This window comes from Niallia oryzisoli, assembly GCF_043641075.1.
Taxonomy (GTDB): Bacteria; Bacillota; Bacilli; order Bacillales; family Cytobacillaceae; genus Bacillus_BD; species Bacillus_BD oryzisoli_A.
The window spans coordinates 41015-60760 of the sequence record NZ_JBHZRC010000009.1; the positions used below are offsets into that span (position 1 = coordinate 41015).

18 protein-coding genes and 1 pseudogene are annotated in these 19746 nt (G+C 32.7%); 4 read left to right on the forward strand and 15 right to left on the reverse strand.

The window, feature by feature from the left end; genetic code table 11:
* Positions 1 to 64: 64 nt before the first annotated feature.
* From ACHUFV_RS20395 to ACHUFV_RS20410, 4 genes and pseudogenes are all read right to left on the reverse strand, one after another.
* Complete coding sequence (locus ACHUFV_RS20395) at positions 65 to 1153, reverse strand: C40 family peptidase (protein WP_394237619.1); 1089 nt, start codon at positions 1151 to 1153, stop codon at positions 65 to 67.
* A 285-nt stretch (positions 1154 to 1438) separates the two neighbouring features.
* Positions 1439 to 1650 (reverse strand): annotated as a pseudogene (locus ACHUFV_RS20400) (hypothetical protein); the annotation flags it as partial.
* Between the two features lie 554 nt (positions 1651 to 2204).
* Positions 2205 to 2594 carry a DUF302 domain-containing protein gene (locus ACHUFV_RS20405; RefSeq protein WP_394237348.1) on the reverse strand — a complete coding sequence of 130 codons (390 nt, stop codon included), beginning with the start codon at positions 2592 to 2594 and terminating at the stop codon, positions 2205 to 2207.
* 59 nt (positions 2595 to 2653) lie between these two features.
* Positions 2654 to 2785 (reverse strand): hypothetical protein, encoded by a 132-nt coding sequence (locus ACHUFV_RS20410; protein WP_394237350.1) that lies wholly within the window; start codon positions 2783 to 2785, stop codon positions 2654 to 2656.
* 207 nt (positions 2786 to 2992) lie between these two features.
* Between ACHUFV_RS20410 and ACHUFV_RS20415 the strand changes: the two genes are divergently transcribed.
* Both ACHUFV_RS20415 and ACHUFV_RS20420 read left to right on the forward strand, forming a co-directional pair.
* On the forward strand, positions 2993 to 4465 hold the full coding sequence (locus tag ACHUFV_RS20415; protein ID WP_394237352.1) for a multicopper oxidase family protein: 1473 nt from the start codon (positions 2993 to 2995) through the stop codon (positions 4463 to 4465).
* 182 nt (positions 4466 to 4647) lie between these two features.
* On the forward strand, positions 4648 to 4977 hold the full coding sequence (locus tag ACHUFV_RS20420; protein WP_394237353.1) for a four-helix bundle copper-binding protein: 330 nt from the start codon (positions 4648 to 4650) through the stop codon (positions 4975 to 4977).
* Positions 4978 to 5130: 153 nt separating this feature from the next.
* Here ACHUFV_RS20420 and ACHUFV_RS20425 read toward each other — a convergent pair whose 3' ends face one another.
* From ACHUFV_RS20425 to ACHUFV_RS20470, 10 genes are all read right to left on the reverse strand, one after another.
* Positions 5131 to 5361: an SHOCT domain-containing protein gene (locus ACHUFV_RS20425; protein ID WP_394237355.1), complete on the reverse strand. Its 231-nt coding sequence runs from the start codon at positions 5359 to 5361 to the stop codon at positions 5131 to 5133.
* 9 nt (positions 5362 to 5370) lie between these two features.
* The gene (locus tag ACHUFV_RS20430) at positions 5371 to 5685 is read right to left on the reverse strand and encodes an SHOCT domain-containing protein (protein ID WP_394237357.1); all 315 of its coding nucleotides are present in this window, start codon (positions 5683 to 5685) and stop codon (positions 5371 to 5373) included.
* 40 nt (positions 5686 to 5725) lie between these two features.
* Positions 5726 to 5914, reverse strand: coding sequence for an SHOCT domain-containing protein (locus ACHUFV_RS20435; RefSeq protein WP_394237359.1), 189 nt, complete (start codon positions 5912 to 5914; stop codon positions 5726 to 5728).
* A gap of 71 nt (positions 5915 to 5985) precedes the next feature.
* On the reverse strand, positions 5986 to 6366 hold the full coding sequence (locus tag ACHUFV_RS20440) for a hypothetical protein (protein ID WP_394237361.1): 381 nt from the start codon (positions 6364 to 6366) through the stop codon (positions 5986 to 5988).
* A 50-nt stretch (positions 6367 to 6416) separates the two neighbouring features.
* Entirely contained in the window at positions 6417 to 6659 is a 243-nt protein-coding gene (locus tag ACHUFV_RS20445; protein ID WP_394237363.1) for an SHOCT domain-containing protein, read from the reverse strand.
* Between the two features lie 168 nt (positions 6660 to 6827).
* A complete protein-coding gene (locus tag ACHUFV_RS20450; protein ID WP_394237365.1) occupies positions 6828 to 7022 on the reverse strand; it encodes a hypothetical protein in 195 nt (64 codons plus the stop codon).
* A gap of 328 nt (positions 7023 to 7350) precedes the next feature.
* Positions 7351 to 8718, reverse strand: coding sequence for a sensor histidine kinase (locus ACHUFV_RS20455; protein WP_394237367.1), 1368 nt, complete (start codon positions 8716 to 8718; stop codon positions 7351 to 7353).
* Positions 8702 to 9409, reverse strand: a complete 708-nt coding sequence (locus ACHUFV_RS20460) for a response regulator transcription factor (protein WP_394237369.1) — start codon at positions 9407 to 9409, stop codon at positions 8702 to 8704. Before ACHUFV_RS20460 ends, ACHUFV_RS20455 begins: the two co-directional genes overlap by 17 nt.
* A gap of 147 nt (positions 9410 to 9556) precedes the next feature.
* Positions 9557 to 9967 (reverse strand): helix-turn-helix domain-containing protein, encoded by a 411-nt coding sequence (locus ACHUFV_RS20465; protein ID WP_394237371.1) that lies wholly within the window; start codon positions 9965 to 9967, stop codon positions 9557 to 9559.
* 3934 nt (positions 9968 to 13901) lie between these two features.
* Positions 13902 to 14990: a PIN/TRAM domain-containing protein gene (locus tag ACHUFV_RS20470; protein WP_394237372.1), complete on the reverse strand. Its 1089-nt coding sequence runs from the start codon at positions 14988 to 14990 to the stop codon at positions 13902 to 13904.
* A gap of 850 nt (positions 14991 to 15840) precedes the next feature.
* Between ACHUFV_RS20470 and ACHUFV_RS20475 the strand changes: the two genes are divergently transcribed.
* Both ACHUFV_RS20475 and ACHUFV_RS20480 read left to right on the forward strand, forming a co-directional pair.
* Positions 15841 to 16953, forward strand: a complete 1113-nt coding sequence (locus ACHUFV_RS20475) for a D-alanyl-D-alanine carboxypeptidase family protein (protein ID WP_394237374.1) — start codon at positions 15841 to 15843, stop codon at positions 16951 to 16953.
* Positions 16954 to 17369: 416 nt separating this feature from the next.
* Positions 17370 to 17507, forward strand: a complete 138-nt coding sequence (locus tag ACHUFV_RS20480) for a hypothetical protein (protein ID WP_394237376.1) — start codon at positions 17370 to 17372, stop codon at positions 17505 to 17507.
* Positions 17508 to 18447: 940 nt separating this feature from the next.
* Here the strand turns inward: ACHUFV_RS20480 and ACHUFV_RS20485 are convergent.
* Positions 18448 to 19746: an acetyl-CoA hydrolase/transferase family protein gene (locus ACHUFV_RS20485; protein ID WP_394237378.1), complete on the reverse strand. Its 1299-nt coding sequence runs from the start codon at positions 19744 to 19746 to the stop codon at positions 18448 to 18450.

Here is a 19746-nt window from a genome sequence, read left to right on the forward strand (position 1 = left end):
TTGATAGAACTTTTATCATACTAATTATTTAGATTTAAATAGTTTTATAGTTAAATATACTTGTTTAATAAAATCTCTTATAACTATCAAAATGAGATTTCCAATAGGAATTACTTAGATTTTTAATTGTAACACTCTCACTTGCTGAAGAAATAAACTGATTATTTCCAAGGTAAATTCCAACATCAGAAATACCTTTTTTATAAGTATTTTCAAAGAAAATTAGATCCCCCGGCTGCGGATTATCTACATAATAGGAACGATCATAATAACCTGCTGCACTTAGTCGGCTGATATCCATACCGGCTTGATTATATACATAGTAAACAAATCCACTGCAATCAAATCCAGACGGCGTAGTGCCACCCCAAGCATATGGAGTGCCTACTAAACTCTTTGCTATACTGATTAATTTATTAGCATCATAATCTGCATCACTAGTTAAAGTTGAACCGGTCGAACCTGCTGGAGATTCACTTGCAACAGTCTCACCGTTTACTTTTAATGTTTGACCGACATAAATAATATCCGAATTTAAGTTGTTCCATGCCTTTAAACTAGATACAGAGACTTTATATTTTTGAGAAATTTTCAATAAGGTATCCCCAGCTATTACTTTATATATACTAGAATTCTCGGAAACTGATGCATTACTTGAACTATTTCCGGGTGTAGTAGTTGTAGTTGTAGTTGTAGTTGTAGTTGTAGTTGTAGTTGTAGCGTTTACCTTTAATGTTTGTCCAACATATATGATGTCGGAACTTAAGTTATTCCAATTCTTTAAGTTAGAAACAGACACATTAAATTGTTGACCAATTTCCCATAATGTGTCACCCGTTTTTACTATGTATTGCTTACTTTCATTATTTACATTGTTTGTTGAAGAAGGGACAGTATTTAAATTGTATGTAGATGATGGGACGGTTGATAAATTTGAACCTACTTCAAGTAATTGATTAGGATAAATATATGCACTTGTTAAATTGTTTTCTTCTTTTAATTTCGAGATTGTAGTACCGTATTTTTGGGAAATCGACCATAGCGAATCCCCTTTTTGGACTGTATAGGTAGCAGCTTCTGTATTTAGATTCCCAAACATTAAAGATGTAAGGGCTATACCGGCAGACGCAGATAAAATCTTCTTTTTGCTCATCAAGATGTAAAACTCCTTTTTTTAAGCGAATAGTGAAAAAGATGTATATTCTGTTATTACTATAATAGATAAAATTAAAATAAGAAAAATCACCCATCAATGCTGTGTAAAAGAGGGAAATAAATTTATCTTGATGTTACTATAAAAATTTGCAGAAATTATTACTTTTCTATAACAAATATATTTCAAATTTAAGTGAAATTCATAAATATGTCCATTAATACCTAGTTTCCTGAATAACCGTTTAGTATGTACATTTATGAGGCGGATCCAATTGTGAAACACAGCAACCCCAATAATGACATTAATTGTGCTCTTTAGTGAATCTGTTAGCATCAAACTATCAGTATACTTAAACCTACTACAAATAACCTGTCATTTGAATACCATATCATATATGGCAAATTCATATTTTCCAAAAGTTCTTCTTGTGCTTTCTGATTCATAAAATTTCCCCATCGTCCAATTGCTTGACCTAGAATAGGTGATTTTAAATCCATTGCTAGAGAACAATAAGTGACACAACACATTTATTATGTTGTTTTAATCATTTAGTAAAAGATCTACTAAATGACTGTAAAAGAGAATTGAAAAGACTTTGAACTTTTTAAGAAAAACGCACGGTTTCTGCATATGTTTTAATTATACTAAAGTTCCTAGGATACTTCCTTTTAAAAAATACAATGGAAGCACACTTCTGAAAAGGTGCTTCCATTCGTATTTAAAAATCTAATTACTAACAAATCTCTGATGCAGACTTACTTATAAGGACTTAAAGTTATCTTTAGTACAATTGTCCCCATGAACTAGACTTCTTCTTACTTCTCCATACCAGCAAGCTTCATATTCTATAAAATTTCCCGTTAATATTTGAAATTCCCTCTGTTTAATTGATTGGGTAAATGCTATGATAGTAACCTTATGTGTGGTACAAATAACATGAAACCGAGGAATTAGCCTGTTTTATTCAGAATCTTCATTAGTACATAAAAAAGATAACAAAAACAAAAAACAGATTTGCGATCACCCACAATCCTGTTTTTATCTTCTTTTATTTACTTTTTTCTAACACATTGATTAGAATTTCTTCAATATTTTCAGCAATGGCTTTCAATTGGGGATCATTTAACAAACCAATCATAGCAGTTGGTTTTGGAAGTCCAATTATAGTCTCCCCTTCACTTTCATAGACTGTTATCTTACAAGGCAAGAAATATCCAACTAATGGATTGTGACCGAGTACCCGTGCAGCTTCTACTGGATTGCAAACTTCAAGTATACGATAAGGAGAAGTATAACTATTTACTCCTTTTTTCTGTAGGGTAGCAGTTAAATCAAGTTGCCATAGGATTCCAAATTTATTTTCTTTTAAATTTTGTTCGATTGATGATATAGCTTCATCAATGGTTTTATTGGTTAGAACTGTATAATGAAATTCCATAAAAATCCTCCACCTATTTTATAGTTTTAAATCTCAAAAAGAATTTATTCTTGGATCATCTATTTACCCCTTAATGCTAATTTAACAGCAATATAGACAACAGCACCCATGACAAGCAGATTAATGAACCATCCTAAAAGGCCAAAACCCCAATAACTGCCCATCATACCGTTTCCGGGAAAACCCATCATTGCTTTTTCCTCCTTTTTACCATGACTTCTAATACAAACAATAAAAAATTTTACGTATAATACTGATAATTAAATTCTACTATGGAAAGCTAAAAATAAATCTGTTTATATATTGATGTTCTCTTAGTATTTTTATAAAAAAGGAAATTTTATGTACGTAATAAAATTAGTTAAGTTCCTGCCACTATATGAACAGGAGGAAAAGTAATGAGAGCAAATTACGGCATCTTAATTGCAGGATTCATAATTGTCTTAGGAGGACTCTTTCTCTTTTTCGTACAAGGTCGGGATATGCCCGGACAATTACCTGATTTATCAATGAATCAGCCATCTGATAACACTGATAATCAATCTATTGTAACAACAGAATCCGCCCTTCCTATTCCTCCGTTATTAAAAGATGAAAATCCCGATCCAAATAAAGCGAAATTTCAAATAACCGCTCAAAACTCTACAAAAAAGTTTATTACAGGAAAAGAGACAAAGACTATGGGGTATAATGGTGATTATTTAGGTCCAGTTATTCGGGTTCGAAAAGGTGAAGAGGTATCCGTAAACGTAAAGAATAATCTAGATGGTGACATAACAACCATTCACTGGCACGGTCTTGAAGTAGATGGAGATAAGGATGGTGGACCACATTCAGGGATTCAACCGGGAGAATCATGGTCTCCCAAATTTAAGATAGAACAGCCAGCAGCTACTTTGTGGTTTCATCCCCATCCTGAGCAGCAAACAGGAAGGCAAGTATATAATGGATTAGCAGGATTATTCTTTATTGAGGATGAAGTTTCTAATCGTTTAGGTATTCCGAAAGAATATGGAGTGAATGATGTTCCACTTATCATTCAAGATAAAAGATTTAATGCGGACGGAAGTTTTCAATATGAGTTGGGAATGCACGATGTTATGAACGGGCTACAGGGTAACACCATGCTTGTAAATGGAGCTGTTAATCCATTTTTGGAAGTACCGAGGGGTATGGTGAGACTTCGTTTATTAAATGGTTCCAATGCAAGCGTTTATGATTTAAATCTCAGCAATAACCAAACCTTCTATCAAATTGCTAGTGATGGCGGGTTCCTTGAAAAGCCATCAGAAATGAACAATATCGTTCTTGGCCCTGCAGAAAGAGCAGAAATCCTTGTTGACTTTTCAGATTTAAAAAAGGGAGAAACGGTTCAATTATTGAATCAAGGATCAGCGTTTATAAAGTTTGTTATAAAAAGTGAAAGTCCAAAAGAATATACCATTCCAGAAAAGTTAACTACCATTGAAAAAATAAACCCTGAAAGTGCAGTAAAAACAAGACAATTTGTTTTTCAGGGGATGGGACCAAGTGTAAATATCAATGGTAAACAGATGGATATGGACCGGATTGATGAAGAGGTAAATCTGAATGACACAGAAATCTGGGAAATTTCCAATGAAAGTGGGATGGGGATGATGGGTGGAATGGCTCATCCATTTCACGCTCATGGCGTACAATTTCAAATTCTAGATCGTGATGGAGACCCACCGCCTAAAAACGAAACAGGATGGAAAGACACCATTCTCGTTTATCCGGGAGAAAAAGTTAGAGCCATTGCAACCTTTAATCATTCTGGTGTATTTATGTATCATTGTCATATTCTTGAACATGAAGATGCTGGAATGATGGGTCAATTTAAAGTTGAATGAGATTATTTAGTTCATTTAATATTGATTGAACCTTTGCGGATGTTTTTCAGAGTACTTGAAGCAGAAGCAGGAATATTCAACAACCATATGACAGCATTAAAATTTATGATTTAAAAAATCCTTTCATACTTTTGCTTTTTAAGGAGATGATAATACGGTATTAATGTAAGGAGGATTTTGATATGCAAATGACCTATGAAGAATGTATCAAGGCATGTCTTGAATGTATGGAGGCATGTAATGGTTGTTATGATGCCTGTTTAAAAGAAGATGATGTAAAAATGATGGCGGAATGTATTCGTTATAACAGAGAGTGTGCTGATATTTGTGCATTAGCAGCCCAAGCAATGCAATCTGACAGTCCTTTAGCAAAACAAATCTGCCAATTTTGTGCTGAAATATGTGATGCTTGCGGAAAAATTTGTGAGCAACATGGACATGCTGAGCATTGTAGAAATTGTGCAGAATCCTGCCGCAAATGTGCAGAAATTTGTAGAAAAATGGCTTCTTAATCTGAGATGCAAAAGAAAAATTAAATGTGGCGACCTTTTATTCGGTCGCCACATTTAATAGTATTAAGTTGGGTTTATCAAGATAAATACTTGAATAATTCAACCAATAATCAATGAATCTCCATCAACCCTTACTCTATTGTACTTTGTATATTATAAATTCTTTACAATTTGTTCATATTCTCCTTTGTCAATTTCTCCACGAACATAACGTATCTTTAAAACCTCTAAAGGATTATTGTAACCTTTGTTATTATGTTTTTCCTTTTTAAAGACAATTAAGAAGTCAAGAATAAGGTTTTTGGCTATTTTTATTAATTTGAATAGATCACCTGTCTTCACTAAATAATACAAGATTATAATGGATAAGATTACGTTTAACACTCATTTCACCTACTTTTTAATCGTTTGTAAAATGGATTGAAATTCATCATGTGAAATTTCTCCACGGGCATAGCGCAACTTTGCAACCTCTACTGCCTCAATAACTGTGGTATTATCCATTTTAAAAGTTGAGACTCTAGTTTGTTGTTTTTTATTCCTAAGTAGTAAAAATAGAACCAGCCCAATCAGAGCAAACAATAAAATAGTCATAAAAGACCCATTAAACATCATATCAAACGAGTTAAATCCAGATGGCATTCCATTATAACCGTAAAATCCTCCATTACTACCTCCAAAGGATCCCATATGTCCTCCGTTCATCATGTTTATTTCTCCTTTCCTGTGTATAATTAGTTTGTGTGATTTATAATAATTCTTTTAGTTTATTATATTCATCAGCTGAAATTTGGCCGGATGCATATCTATAATCGATAACCTCTTTTAGTTCATTTGAGCTGTTCGTTCCTTTCGGTTGAATATGACTAAGTAATTTTTGTAATTCGCCTGTTTTATACAGATAAAAACCAATAGCCAAAATTAGTAATAAGAACATATCTTAGTTTCCTCCAATATTTATATTATTTTAGGGAAGCAGGTAATCGATCGACCTGCTTATAATGATAGTTATAGACTTCCCATCCCTTTAAAATTACTGCTTTGAGAGGAACCTCCGGTTCCATGCATTCCCTTGTACATTCCTTCGAGTTGTTGATTGTCTAAATTAGGATGCATTTCACTCATATATGGTTTCATTTGACCAAAATTCATATTTCCTTCTTCCATGAGCTTTTGCATCTCGTCAGAATTCATATTCCCTTCTCCCATGTACTTTTGCATACTTTCAACATCGCCAGTCTCCATCATTTCTACCATTTGATCATAATCAGTTCCTTCCTCTTGGCTCACTGTATTTTGAGTTGGAGTATCTTTATCTGAAAATAAAGCTAAACCAGTTCCTCCAGTAAAAGCTAATGATGCTGCTAGAATTCCATTAATAATATTCATATCTATTCAATCTCCTTTTAATAGTAGTTAATTTTTTAAAATAGTTATTCTTATAAAATATTTTTCTTGATTTGCTCAAACTCTTCAAAAGAAATTTCACCTTGAGCGAGTCTAGACTTAGCAATTTCTAGTGCGTTTGAACTTGTTACTTGCTGGTTCCTATTTTGAGTACCTATTTTTTGATTGTTCATTCCCAAATAGAAAAGGTAACCTATAAGCAAAACGACTAAAATCATCATAATCGATCCACCTCCCATACCAAACATTCCAAAACCATGACCAAATCCCATCATTGTTTTATCCTTCCTTTCATATTCTTATCTTAATTCTCACTAATGTAGAATTTATGAGCGACTTGTGTGAAAGTTGTGGAGAAAGTTCTCTCCTAATTAATAGGTTGTTAACATCCAATACTGACTTTTATACAATTTCTACAACAAATGATTATTTTTGTTTTAAGATTAGACACTCAGAGAAACATCATAGCAACGGAAATTTCCATATTTATCAAAATGAAGCCACATTATATCCTCATCTTCATAACTGAAAACCCCTTCTCCTAGCTCCCACGATTGACAGTTGCCTGTCATATATGGTGTAGAATCTAATATAAATTGATATTTTCCCAATAATCCTTGATCAACTTTTTTGTACATTTTTAAAACTCCTTTACTTTTTTATTCACTATGATCAATAGACACAATTATTCGATTTTCATCCTTAATTGGTATCAACTAAGAAATTTATTAAAGCAGTTGGTTTGATCTTTTAAGGTTCATAATGGATGAAGCATCTAACGCCTCCTAATTTTTTCTTGTAAAGTTTTATGTTGTTTTCTTTACTTGCTCTTATCATAAGCAATACTTGTAAAGAACTTATGAGTAAGTTATGGAGAACTTATGTGGATGAAAGATAGCTATTTTCCTTCTCAAAAAAGACAATAAAATACGCAAAAAAAAGGATTAAGTCAAGTGACCTAATCCCTTACTGCTTTGGAATACTTACCTCTACAGTTGTTCCTACATTTAATTGACTCTCTATCTTAATCTCTCCGTGATGGGCATCTACAAGGGCCTTTACGATAGATAACCCGATCCCAATTCCTCCTGTTTTCCTATCACGTGATTTATCACCCCGATAGAATCTTTCAAATAGAAACGGGAGATCATCCTCGCTAATTCCCTCTCCTTCGTCTTTAATGATAAAACAAATTTGATCGTTTTTTTCCTCTATATCAATCAATACTTGTTTTCCTTGCGGTGTATATTGGAGAGCATTATTGACGATATTCGTTAATATTTGAATAATTTTATCACGATCTCCTAAAAACCAATGCTGCTTTTCGGGTTGTTGAATCTTTAATTCAACTCCTTTTTTCATAAACAATGGACTGAATTGATTGTTTATGAAAGATAAAAGTTTTCCGGTTTCTAGCTTTGTTTTATCCAATCTAATCTGTGGATTTTCGGCGGCCATTAATTTTTCTAACTCATTAACTAGCCGAACTAACCGCATTAATTCTTCATGACATTGAACTAATCTCTTTGAATTAGGTTCCCAAATTCCGTCTTGAAAAGCTTCAATATGACTTCTTAATGTTGCAAGTGGCGTTCTAAGTTCATGAGCAAAATTAGCTGTAAATTGTTTTCGTAGTGATTCTTCTTTTGCTAAGGATTCTGCAAGCTGATTAAAGGATTCCCCTAAAGGCTTCATTTCTACTGTCAGTTCATCAATAGGGACTTGAGTTCGCCATTGATGATTACGCAACTCAACAATCGCATTGATTAGTTTTCTAAAACCTGATGTTAGTCGTTTAGAAAATAATAAACTAAATAAGAACGATAAAATGACTGTAACCAATACGGCAAAATAAATGTTTCTCTTAATTGATTTAAGAAAGCTAGAATCTTCATCCATTAATTTCTCTGAGTAAAATACTGTTAATTTGCCGACTAATTTATTATTGGTTTTCAATGGATAAGAAGTTGATTGATAATCATTAGAATCTAGTGAGGAATGATTCCCTTCCATCATTCCCATCATAGAACGCCCCGATGTTGTATCAATCAATAAGTTACCATCAGCATCATAAAGTTTATAGAATAAATTTTCCGTCATTGCCTGTTCATGTATCTTATAACTCAAATTTTGATTAATGAGTTCTCCTGTCTCATTAAATTGTTGCAATGCATCCTTTTTTATTGATTCGATACTTTCTTCTCTATTTTTTTGGAGATAATCGGAAAATTGATTTTCAACGCCAAAAAAAATAGTAAAACTTGTAATGAAAATGCCACTAAGAGAAACAACTAAGAGATAGATTAAAATCCTTGACCTAAGCGTGAGATTCATCCTTTTCTCCCCCAAACTTATAGCCCATCCCGAACACAGTAATCACAAATTCAGGGTGACGAGAATCGGTTTCAATTTTTTTTCGCAAATTTTTTATATGTGTATCAATACTTCTTTCGTATCCTTCAAAATAGATACCATCTTCTTGAATTTTTTCTAATAAGTCAGCCCTGCTATAGACTCTTCCCGGATAACTTGCCAGCGTCATTAATAGCTTATATTCATTTGGGGTTAGCGCAAGTATATCACCATTAAGCTTTACTTCCTTTTTCACATGATCAATCATAAGTTTATGGTTATTAAAACTGATTTGATTTATATTCTCTATCTTTTGTGTTCTTCTTAATAAGGCTTTTACCCTTACAACCACTTCTCTAGGACTAAATGGTTTTGTCACATAGTCATCAGCACCAATGACAATTCCGTTAATTAAATCATCCTCAGCCGACTTTGCGGTAAGCATAATTATGGGAATATCATTTTCTTTTCTCACTAACCTGCACACCTCTTCACCTGAAATATCAGGTAACATCAAATCTAATACAATAAGGTCAGGACTCTCATCCTTCACTTTTTTTAAAGCTTCAATTCCATTGGTAGCAAAGGAAATATCCCAACTTTCCTTTTCAAAGTAAGCCTCTAACACTTCAAGAATAACCTTTTCATCATCTACCACTAGGATTTTTGTCATAAAATAATCACCTCTTATTAGCATATTATCATCTTATTTACGAAAAAAATTATTATCCATAATTTCCACACAACTTCAACAAAATTACAAATCAGGTGTAAGCGTCAAATAGGCCCCAACTATTAATAGGTGGGGCCTATTTGACGCTTACCTTAAAACAATTTCGATTAACTTTTTTATCTTTATTTTATCTATTTTGGTAAGACGCCTGCCCTTGAAACAAAAACCATATTCAGAACTTAATAAATAATTAAGATCATTAGATTGCATTTGAGGTAATGAGCGGATTTCAACTTTTTCTTGTAAAAGTCCCTTTATATCTTCTTTATCCCCCACTTTTCCAATAGGAAAATCCCCTGCAAGCATTAGTAAATCAAGATATGGAATATTAAGTCCGCATGCAATTTTTTCAAGCATCTCTACTTTTGGGATTCGTCGTTTACCTGTTTCTACTTGAGACAGGTAAGAAGGTGCGACTCCTGCTAATTCACTTAGTTTTCTAAGAGATAGCCCTTTTTCCTTCCTTAACAGTCTTAGTTTTTCTCCAAATTCGGTCATGTTTATATTCCTCTTTTATTTGTATATATTTTTTTAGTTAGAAGGTTAATCCGTTTTAAGAAACACGAAGGCAACTTCCCCATGTAAGCGAAGCTAATTATAAACTCACACTCAAGATAAAAAGACATTTAAAATATCCCTTTCCATCAAACTAGCTTAAAAAACAAATGGAATATGACGCTAACTTTTATTATAGAAATTGTTAGGCTTACTAAAAAATATAAGCAAGATTGATACGGTGGTCCATTCCTTCTGGTTTGTAGTGTATCAATAAAGTTTGCAGATTTTGTGTATTTTTCCTATTTACACTTTGAAGAAGTTGGAAATACAACAAAAGGCAATTTAATGTGTAATTTGTAGTTACAGATAAGAAGAGGTATTCAGGGTTATCTCCATTCTAGTTTGATTTTTTTTAAACATTGGATAATTGTTAGCTTGTGTACTTAATTAATTTAGAAAAAGAAAAGGCACATTAATTAAAGCAACTAGAAGATTTTCGTTCCACTCACTTAAATAACCGTAATTTATTGATAAATACAAAGAGAAAAAGATTCATTATACGGGTTAATTAGCACGTATCAGTCTTTTGATGAAGAAAATGAGGATGATAAATAGAAAAAGAGCAGTATATCAATCGTTGTTCTATAAATGTTGTAAAGTTAATTCGCTTCCAGAAACATGAAGGCAACTCCCCCAAGGGTTAGTTGCCTTCTATTAAAATGAGTTGCGAGATACATTTAGATGCTCTTATGCAGAAACATATCGATATAATGGTTACTTTTGTATAAGAGCTTTTTTAATTGCTCTTTCTACCCACTGGCTCATAGTAATGTTATCCTGTCCAGCTGATTTCCTTACAGAATCCAACATGTTTATGGGTAACTCTAATTTAGTTATTCGGTAAGCACTTCGGACGATAAATAACCCGTTAACAATCTCAATTGTTCCTAGTCAGCTTTTTATGATTAGACTTTTTTTGTCATATTTGAACAACAAACGAAAGAAAAAAACAATGAGTGAAATCTCCTCATCTCATGGCATTCATGTGAATCAAATCCGTCAAGTGTGGTATACATTATTTGAGCAAATGCCTCACTTCTAGCACATTTGAAATTAAAATTCCGGATCGTAACCTACTTTAACATCTACTCATTTTGTATCTAATTGTTTCTGGTATTTAATTTGGCAGTATGTTTATTAATCACTTTGAATCATTACCAAACGCAAAATTGAATAGGGTTTGTACATGAAGGATCACCAGCTAATCATTATAAAATTGATATACGACACTTGAAAAATAAAGTAACAATAAGAGATAAAGGCAATCAGCAAATCTATTTAAAAATGGACAGAAAGCCATTTTTATCGTTGAGCAAAACTTTAATATCCTTGTTTTTGAAAAAAATAATTGGCAATATATGCTTGGCATTGATAATCGGATAGCAAACAAAGCAACACCAGAAATATTAATTGAAATCGCTAATTCAATTGATTACTAAACTATAGGGTGCTTTAAACACAATAAGGAATAAAATAAAAGAGCCTAAAATATACAAGTCATGCACTATTTGCGTTTATTGGCTCTTTTTATATTCAAAAAAGATACTGCCATTGATAGCATTTTTAAATTGTCAAAATACATCTAGTTTTATGGGTCTATTATATTGCTTCTCCTTCATTTCTTTCTCTTTTCTTTGTTCCAGATTTCCATTTCGAAAAATAGACCTCCAATAGTAATATATACAAAACCTATTGAATCAAGAAGATTTATTAATGATGACCCTTCTTTAATTTCTTGTATTGATACCAAAACACCCAGTAAGATTAAAATGACTCCTAAAATGATATTTATCTTTCTAACAAGGAATAAGTTCTCCATACAATAAAACAAACCTCACTTCCAAGAGTTTATTTACTACACCAGTTGAAACAATCTGGATTTAAATTAAATAACTTCATTTGAATTTGAGGGTAAAAGGTAAAATCAAATTCCATATCCAAACATAGGAGGTTTTCCAAATCTCGCTCTCTTTAGCCAGCGAGTAATTCGAAGGAGAGGTTTCTATAAATAAGCCTCTATGATTTAACCCTTACCATCAAGAATCACAACTGCCAATTTTATTTCGTTGCACCAAATAAACAAGAAAAGAAATTATAACAAAGCTGTTAAGACCCTATTTTCAATACGATCAAATGTACAGTACTTCCTAAATTCTTTTCTCCTCCTTCGATGTGATTGCGATGTTATGTCAAAGGTGGGTACAATCCCTTGGATAAAATCTCTTTTAACATTCAAGTTCTATATGATATTTAAAAAACCAGATTAAGGATTATCAAGAATAAACTTATCATTACTCTTTTTTATACTCTTAAAGTTTTTCCATTAAACAGCATAATTATCAAACCTTTAAGTTCACTAATAAAAATTTGACTAAATTAATAGAAGCATACTTTATTAATCCAAAACATTGAAAATTCAGAAATATCGGCATCTTCTTCTTTAAGTGTAAAAAAAGTGCTATATCAAACGCAAACACATCATTTTCCAATAAAGAAATGAACTTTCCAGTTTGTTACTTTTTTCAAAATTAACACCCCTTTTTCCCTTTGGATATTAACCGACCTTCAATTTTATATAACTAAGGCTCTGTTTACCTACTAACTCTTTTGCCAAAATAACAAAATAGAACAAGAACTTCTGTAATATACCATTAACTCTCGTTCTATCAATGCACTCGTATAATAAGATGATTAAAGGTATAATGACCAGTCCGTTTAAGTAGTGCTCCCACACTTCCGCTTACTTGCCCAAAATTCTATGTTTGAGAAAGGACCGGGACCGTAATAAAGCCTTTAAAGCACCTTTAAAACCCGACGTTGGCATAAAATAAAAATGACAGAAATGCATTTTTTAGAAAGAAAAAAATATCTATTGCTGCTTTCCACCTAAAAAACAAGGTAATTCCCAAAAAGTCTGAAAATAACACACGGACAAATCGATCCTAAGCATTCGCTGGCGGGGCCCCTTCGCCTTCCATCGGCTGCTAAGAATAAGACGCTACAGTCAATGGCAAGCAGCTTCACTGTGGCTGAATCAATTGTCAAGATAGTGGCTCTTTTAATCCGTGACAAGTGTTCATATTTCAAGAAGGTGGCTCAATCTAAACAAATATTCACTCTCCGAAGAAAACCTGAAATGTTTTAAAAACACTTTAGATTCACCCCTTATTAGAGACTATTTGTATATACTCTCTATTTTTTAATAGAACATTTAAAGTAAGTTTCCCTTCTTTGAAAGAAAAAGCACCCATTAAATAATGGGCGCTTCTTTTTAGAATAAAGGGGAACTTTAAATGTCCTAGTAAGCATAATATTAACATCAACATATGCAGAAATTATGAATTTTTGTTATCAATGTTCCGTTTATTTAATCCAATTTTTTTAATAAATTAGACCATTAAGAGTCTATTCGTTCAAATCTATAAATGAAATAGCTTATAGTGTAAGTACTTACTTTATAAAAAAATCAATAAAAGCTATTGCTCCAATTAAAAGTGACCATCCAATGAGAAAAATGACATTAGTAACCTTTTTATTTTTTCCATTATTGCCACTGCAACATCCCATCTTACATTCTCCTTTCAGTTAATCCTTTACTTCTCTTGATTATACTGGCGTTAGAATCTGTGAATATATATATTTTTCCTATTAAAAATACGGTTGAACATGGATAGATTATGAATACTATCAATGTTAAGGTTCTTTATCTAAATTAAATTGGATAGCTAAACTTTGGGCCTCTCTGAGTACGATGTTTCTAGAAGGGATAAAACAGTTTTCATTAGCGAACAGTCTTTCATACCAATATTAATAAAGAACGTAGTCACTAATATAGACCGGATCATTTTGACTGTTACTATCTTGATAGTTTGGCTCAAAATAGTCCATTCTCAAGAATTTTTGTTTTAGCAAAAATCATTCGGCCAGCTGATTTTTGCAATACACTTTTGACAAGAACATCAATCTGTTTTCCAATATAATCTTGACCCCCCTCTATGACAATAATAGTACCATCATCCAAGTAACCAATACCTTGATTTTTCTCTTTTCCGTATTGTATTACTTGAACATTAATTTCTTCTCCTGGTACAACAACTGGTTTTAGCGCATTAGCTAGGTCATTTATATTTAGAACCGATATATTTTGTAATTTACAAACTTTATTCAAATTAAAATCATTCGTAACTACCACGCCGTTAGTTAACTTAGCAAGTTTTACAAGCTTACTATCAACCTCTTGCATCTCTACAAAATCATCTTCAAAAATTTCTATATTAATAGAAAATTCCTTCTGTATATGGTTTAAAATATCTAGCCCTCTACGACCACGATTGCGCTTTATAACATCAGATGAATCTGCAATATGTTGCAATTCCAATAACACAAATTGCGGAATCATTATTCTCCCTTCCAAAAAACCAGCTTGACATATATCAGCGATTCTTCCATCAATTATCACACTCGTATCTAATATTTTTGGAACATTTTGAAACTCAACCTTTTCTAGCTTCTTATCTCTAGGCTTATTTTTGTTTTTTGAAAATAAACTAAATAATTCATCTCGCTTTTTTAAACCTACTTCAAATCCTAAATAACCAAACAATAAAGTTAATAGAATTGGAGCAACTGTATTAATAATCGGTAAATGAATAGTATAAAATGCAGACCCTACTAAAAAAGCAATCGCCAAACCAAACATCAAACCAACGCTTCCCAAAATAAGATCTTTAACAGGAGTGTTAATAAGAAATTCCTCTACCCTTTTTATAAAATCAATAAAATAAGTTATTAACCAAGAAGTAATAAGATAAAAAATAAGTGCACCAAGAATAGAAAACACGTATGAGTTATATAGAAGATGAACATTGCCTATACCAATTAAGGTAAATAAACTAGGGAGTATAAACATACCTAATGTCCCCCCGGTTAATAAAATACAAGCTTGAATAATTCGTTTTAACATTCTTTGACCTCCTATCTATTTATGATAATTAAATTGTATAATTTAAAATCTACTTACAGTTTTAAAATCTATCTTTTTAACTTTTGAGCACTGGACAAAGGATGAAAAGTAGACAAATTCCTTAGCTAGATTTTCTAAATCCCGATATAATCCATGGCCATAACATTTAATGAAGCTTTTACCATCCAACATAATCAAATCTCATTATCAATTTACCATAAACATATGAAGAAATTATGAAATTCCATTCAATTATTAAAGGTTAAAACATTCAAGTGCACAAAGGTCAACCCTCTTTCAAAAAAAGGTTGAGTTGTCTTAATGAAACCTTATATTAATCTAATATTCCTCTTTTTTTATAGTATAAAATAAATTAAGGTTCTAATAACATTCTCCTTTCTACTAGAAAGAAAAGAACCCATCAATGGGCTCTCTTCAATAAAATAAGGGGGAATTTTTATTGTCCTAGTATGGATAATACTACTATCAACATATGCAGAAATTATGAATTTTTACCTTATATCAAAATACTTCAATTTTATTAGTTAATTTAATTTAGCTTGATCAGTTGTCCTTAAAATATGCAAAACAATTAATCAAAATTCAAAAAGAAGATATAATAGAAATTCCATATACGTATTGCAATCCACTTCTTCTCCAAAGGGAACAAAGTAGAATTAAGTTTCTTCTAAATTTAGAGATTTAAAATTCATATATTTCTTTCTTCTACATACAGATTTACTATTAAAAGAAAATGTAATACGTAAGATTAAGAGTTCTAACCGCTATTTAAATTCAGCAATCCTAATATTCATAGCTTCTAAAAAATATCAAATTTGGGAGAAAAGAATTGAAAAATTATATTATTTACAGATCGTTGATTGTAATTACACTTATGTTTTTATTGTGGTTTGGACCGATTATTCAAAGAGTTGAAGCCAAAGAAAACCTAAACCAGGGGATAAATGCAGATGCCTATATAGTGATCGATAGTAAAACGGGAGAAATTATCCTAGAGAAGAATAAAAATAAACGGCATTATCCTGCAAGTATAACAAAAATCGTGACAGCTATTATTGCCATCGAGGAACGGGAATTAAATGAAATAGTGACAATTTCCCAACATGCACAAAATACGGAAGGAAGTAGTCTTTCTTTAATAGCTGGTGATAAAATCAGTTTAAAAGACCTTCTATATGGAATTATGCTACATTCTGGTAATGATGGCGCGGTAGCAATTGCTGAACATATTTCAAATAATGAAACGGAATTTTCACAGAAAATGACATTTTTCGCTAAGTCAATCGGGGCAAATAATACCCAATTTATTAATGCTAGTGGTCTACCTAATGACAAGCACTATACAACTGCAAATGATATGGCAATTATTGCTCGTTATGCCATGAAAAACAAAGTATTTAAAGAAATGGTCCAACATAAACAGTATACCTATGATAGTCGTTTATGGAGAGATGAATTAATGGAACATGAAAAAACGGAGGCTGCTAAATTCGGGGTACCTTGGGAAGGAATCCCAAAAATTATTAATCATAATGGTTTACTTGGTATTTATGACGGAGCTACCGGGGTAAAAAATGGTTTCACTCATGAAGCAAGATATACCTTAGTAGGTTCTGCAGAAAAAAATGGAACAGAAATAATTGTTGTACTTTTAAGATCTGAAAACTCTGATACAGCATACAAGGACATGCTCACTCTGTTAGATGAAGGATTTAAATTAAATAATGAGAAAGCAAATAAATTGATTGCGAACAAGAAGAAAGAATTAGAAAGCGCGAAAGAATGGAGTAATAAAGAAGAGGAAATAGCAAGGGAACAAAATAATCCATTTAAAACCTTGGACAAATTTGAATACATGTTACTACCAGGAGGGATATTTTCAGTTGTATTATTTATTTTCTTGATAGTAATCTTTATAGTGAAGATAAAGCAAAAAAGGTAGATCTTTTTTGCTTTATCTTATATTTTTTACCGAAAATAAATCATAATTGGAGTAACACTAGGGCTGCTATTTCCTAACCCATCCTCACCCCATATAGTTTTCGAAATTATGTTAAAATAGCTCAAATGGTTTGATGAAAGAATCTATGAATTAAACTAACTTAGCACAAGCAAATAATCTGCTTTCTAGTCTTCATAAAAAAATGGTGAATCGCATGATGAATTTTTCAATGTCCATGTAATTGAGGTTCCAAAAGGGGAAACTTACACACCGTATGAAATCACAGTTGTGGCTGTATTGCAGGAGTTATCCGAAGTCTTCGCGTGAAATATTGAAATTAAAAGAAATAACCCAACAAGCTAATTTAATCAATCAAGTTGAATAGGATGGTAATTCAATCTCGATGATTCGTACGATTGAAACAGCGAAGCAGCTATGAGAGCGACTTAATCATCTTAAGACGTTTGCAAATTCTAAAAAACGGGAATACAATTTTCATCACCACTCAGGTTGGAATAATAGAACAAATTGCTTTATTTGACCCTCCTGAATAAAAAAACAGGTGACAAACTAACTCGTCAAGTTGAATTATTATCTAGCCGGATTGATAAAATGAATAATAAAGTTGAAATATTACTATTTTTCCCTGTAATGTTGGAAATCTTCACAACATGTTAATTTTCTTAGTATATATGTTCGTAATCTACACATAATATCACTAACTTCATACTGTTTTCTCTTTTTGAGGAAATTGGTCAAAAGAAGCTACTGCGGAAACAGTGGCTTCTTTTTAAATAATCTTCTTTATAAATTCAAAAATTTACCATAAAAATATAGATAGGGTTATTCACGAAAATGACCCTATACATAAAGAAAGAGCTCAAAGCCAAAAGTATCATCTAATATTGGTTCCTACCCACTAGTGCTTAAGTTTCCTTTTAGTTCGAGGCTCAACGCATGTGAATGGCCAATCTAGATTTTTCGCAACTAATAATCCTTATATTACACGCAATCACAGGGTGGGAGAACCCGTGATTATTCGAATTCTAAATGCCGGGTTGACTATGCACCCCCTACATATTCATGATAATCACGTCTAAGTAACTGTTCAACAGAATCCCTTGAATCTTCCTCATATAGATGTTTGCTTAGAATGTCGGATGATATGGGTACCAGTAATAGCGGAGGAGATGCCAGCTCTAGCATATGCATGTCTTACAGTTCCTCGAATTTGTTCTCGTCCCATGGGTTCACCATTTCGATGAGATAACCGAACAAATAATGGACGACTTGATGATGTTTTCTGTCGTGAAATTTGAAGATATCTCACGATTACTCTCCGTATATTAATCTCCTTTAAAATATGTAATTTAACTTTTTAGCAGTTTGAAATTTTTATTGCTAATAAAAATTGTCTTCTTCAATTCCCAAAGAGATTATCTATATGAAACTAAACACTTATTTCTATTCCAATAATGATTGAGATTACTATTTTCAGGTAATAAACCCCAAACGTTTTGCCTCATGTGTTAATTCATCTCGAAACTTTGGATGTGCAATTTGGATTAAAGCCTTTGATCGTTGTGAGATACTTTTGCCACGCAACTCGGCAACGCCATATTCTGTCACGATACGGTCTACATCATTTTTAGAAGTTGTAACAATAGAACCGGCAGTTAGGTGAGGACGGATTCTTGAGATTAAACCATCTTTTGTCGTAGAGTGGAGGCAAATAAAGCCTTTTCCTTTTTTAGCAAGACTTGCTCCTTGAGCAAAATCAGCTTGTCCACCTGTTGAACTATAATAGTTCCCACCGATTGTTTCCGATGCACATTGTCCAAAAAAATCAACTTCTGTTGTTGCATTAATTGAAATCATTTGGTCCTCTTTGGCAATTTCTCGCGGATCATTAACAACTTCAACAGGAAGGAATTCAACAGCTGGATTCTCGTGAAGAAAATCATATAGCTTTTGTGTCCCTAAGGCAAATGTTGTTACTATTTTACCGGGATATGTCTTTTTCTCGATTCCGTTCACTACCCCAGATTCCACCAGGTCGATTACTCCATCAGACAGCAGCTCTGTATGAATCCCAAGGTTTTTATGTCCGCCTACTAAACTAATGACGGCATTTGGAATTGCCCCAATGCCAGCTTGAATAGTTGCTCCGTCCTCAATTTGCTCCGCAATAAGGGATCCGATACATCGATCTGTATCGGTAACATGAGGCATCAGAACTTCATGTAACGGATAATCTACTGTAACATATCCTTCTATTTGACTTATATGTATCTGATTTGCTCCAAATGTACGGGGCATCTTCCTATTAACTTCCAGGAAAAAAGGAACTTTCCCTATAAAAGAAGAAACATAGTCTGCTTGAGTTCCTAAAGAGAAGTACCCGTGTTCATCTATCGGAGACGCCGCAGCTAGTACAAGAGAAGTTTTTGTTGATTCTCGCAAAATACGAGGAACTTGGCGAAAATGGTTTGGAACGAGCTCACACTGCCCCTGTAAAAAGGCCCTTCGTGAAGCACCACTTAAAAAATAAGAAACGTGGGAAAGTGACGGTTTCCTTCTCCCTTGAATATATGCTCTTTCCTTTACCGCATGCATTTGGTGAATCCTTACATTCTGAAATTTATCAGCGTTTTCCTCTAGTATATCTATTAGTACTTGTGGTTCTCCGTTTGCAAGTGGAAGAATTAGATCATCTCCATTCTGAATGAGAGCTAATATATCTTCCGGCTGTTTTTTTTTGACATTTATCCATTGTTCAAACCGTTTCTCCAT

Bases quoted from the DNA above. Each gene is read 5' to 3' on its own strand.
- ACHUFV_RS20415 (WP_394237352.1), top strand. From the start codon at position 2,993: ATGAGAGCAAATTACGGCATCTTAATTGCAGGATTCATAATTGTCTTA.
- ACHUFV_RS20420 (WP_394237353.1), top strand. From the start codon at position 4,648: ATGCAAATGACCTATGAAGAATGTATCAAGGCATGTCTTGAATGTATG.
- ACHUFV_RS20445 (WP_394237363.1), bottom strand. From the start codon at position 6,659: ATGATGGGATTTGGTCATGGTTTTGGAATGTTTGGTATGGGAGGTGGA.
- ACHUFV_RS20440 (WP_394237361.1), bottom strand. From the start codon at position 6,366: ATGAATATTATTAATGGAATTCTAGCAGCATCATTAGCTTTTACTGGA.
- ACHUFV_RS20395 (WP_394237619.1), bottom strand. From the start codon at position 1,153: ATGAGCAAAAAGAAGATTTTATCTGCGTCTGCCGGTATAGCCCTTACA.
- ACHUFV_RS20465 (WP_394237371.1), bottom strand. From the start codon at position 9,967: ATGACCGAATTTGGAGAAAAACTAAGACTGTTAAGGAAGGAAAAAGGG.
- ACHUFV_RS20435 (WP_394237359.1), bottom strand. From the start codon at position 5,914: ATGTTCTTATTACTAATTTTGGCTATTGGTTTTTATCTGTATAAAACA.
- ACHUFV_RS20450 (WP_394237365.1), bottom strand. From the start codon at position 7,022: ATGTACAAAAAAGTTGATCAAGGATTATTGGGAAAATATCAATTTATA.
- ACHUFV_RS20470 (WP_394237372.1), bottom strand. From the start codon at position 14,990: ATGTTAAAACGAATTATTCAAGCTTGTATTTTATTAACCGGGGGGACA.
- ACHUFV_RS20455 (WP_394237367.1), bottom strand. From the start codon at position 8,718: ATGAATCTCACGCTTAGGTCAAGGATTTTAATCTATCTCTTAGTTGTT.
- ACHUFV_RS20430 (WP_394237357.1), bottom strand. From the start codon at position 5,685: ATGATGAACGGAGGACATATGGGATCCTTTGGAGGTAGTAATGGAGGA.
- ACHUFV_RS20485 (WP_394237378.1), bottom strand. From the start codon at position 19,746: ATGGAGAAACGGTTTGAACAATGGATAAATGTCAAAAAAAAACAGCCG.
- ACHUFV_RS20460 (WP_394237369.1), bottom strand. From the start codon at position 9,409: ATGACAAAAATCCTAGTGGTAGATGATGAAAAGGTTATTCTTGAAGTG.
- ACHUFV_RS20405 (WP_394237348.1), bottom strand. From the start codon at position 2,594: ATGGAATTTCATTATACAGTTCTAACCAATAAAACCATTGATGAAGCT.
- ACHUFV_RS20410 (WP_394237350.1), bottom strand. From the start codon at position 2,785: ATGATGGGTTTTCCCGGAAACGGTATGATGGGCAGTTATTGGGGTTTT.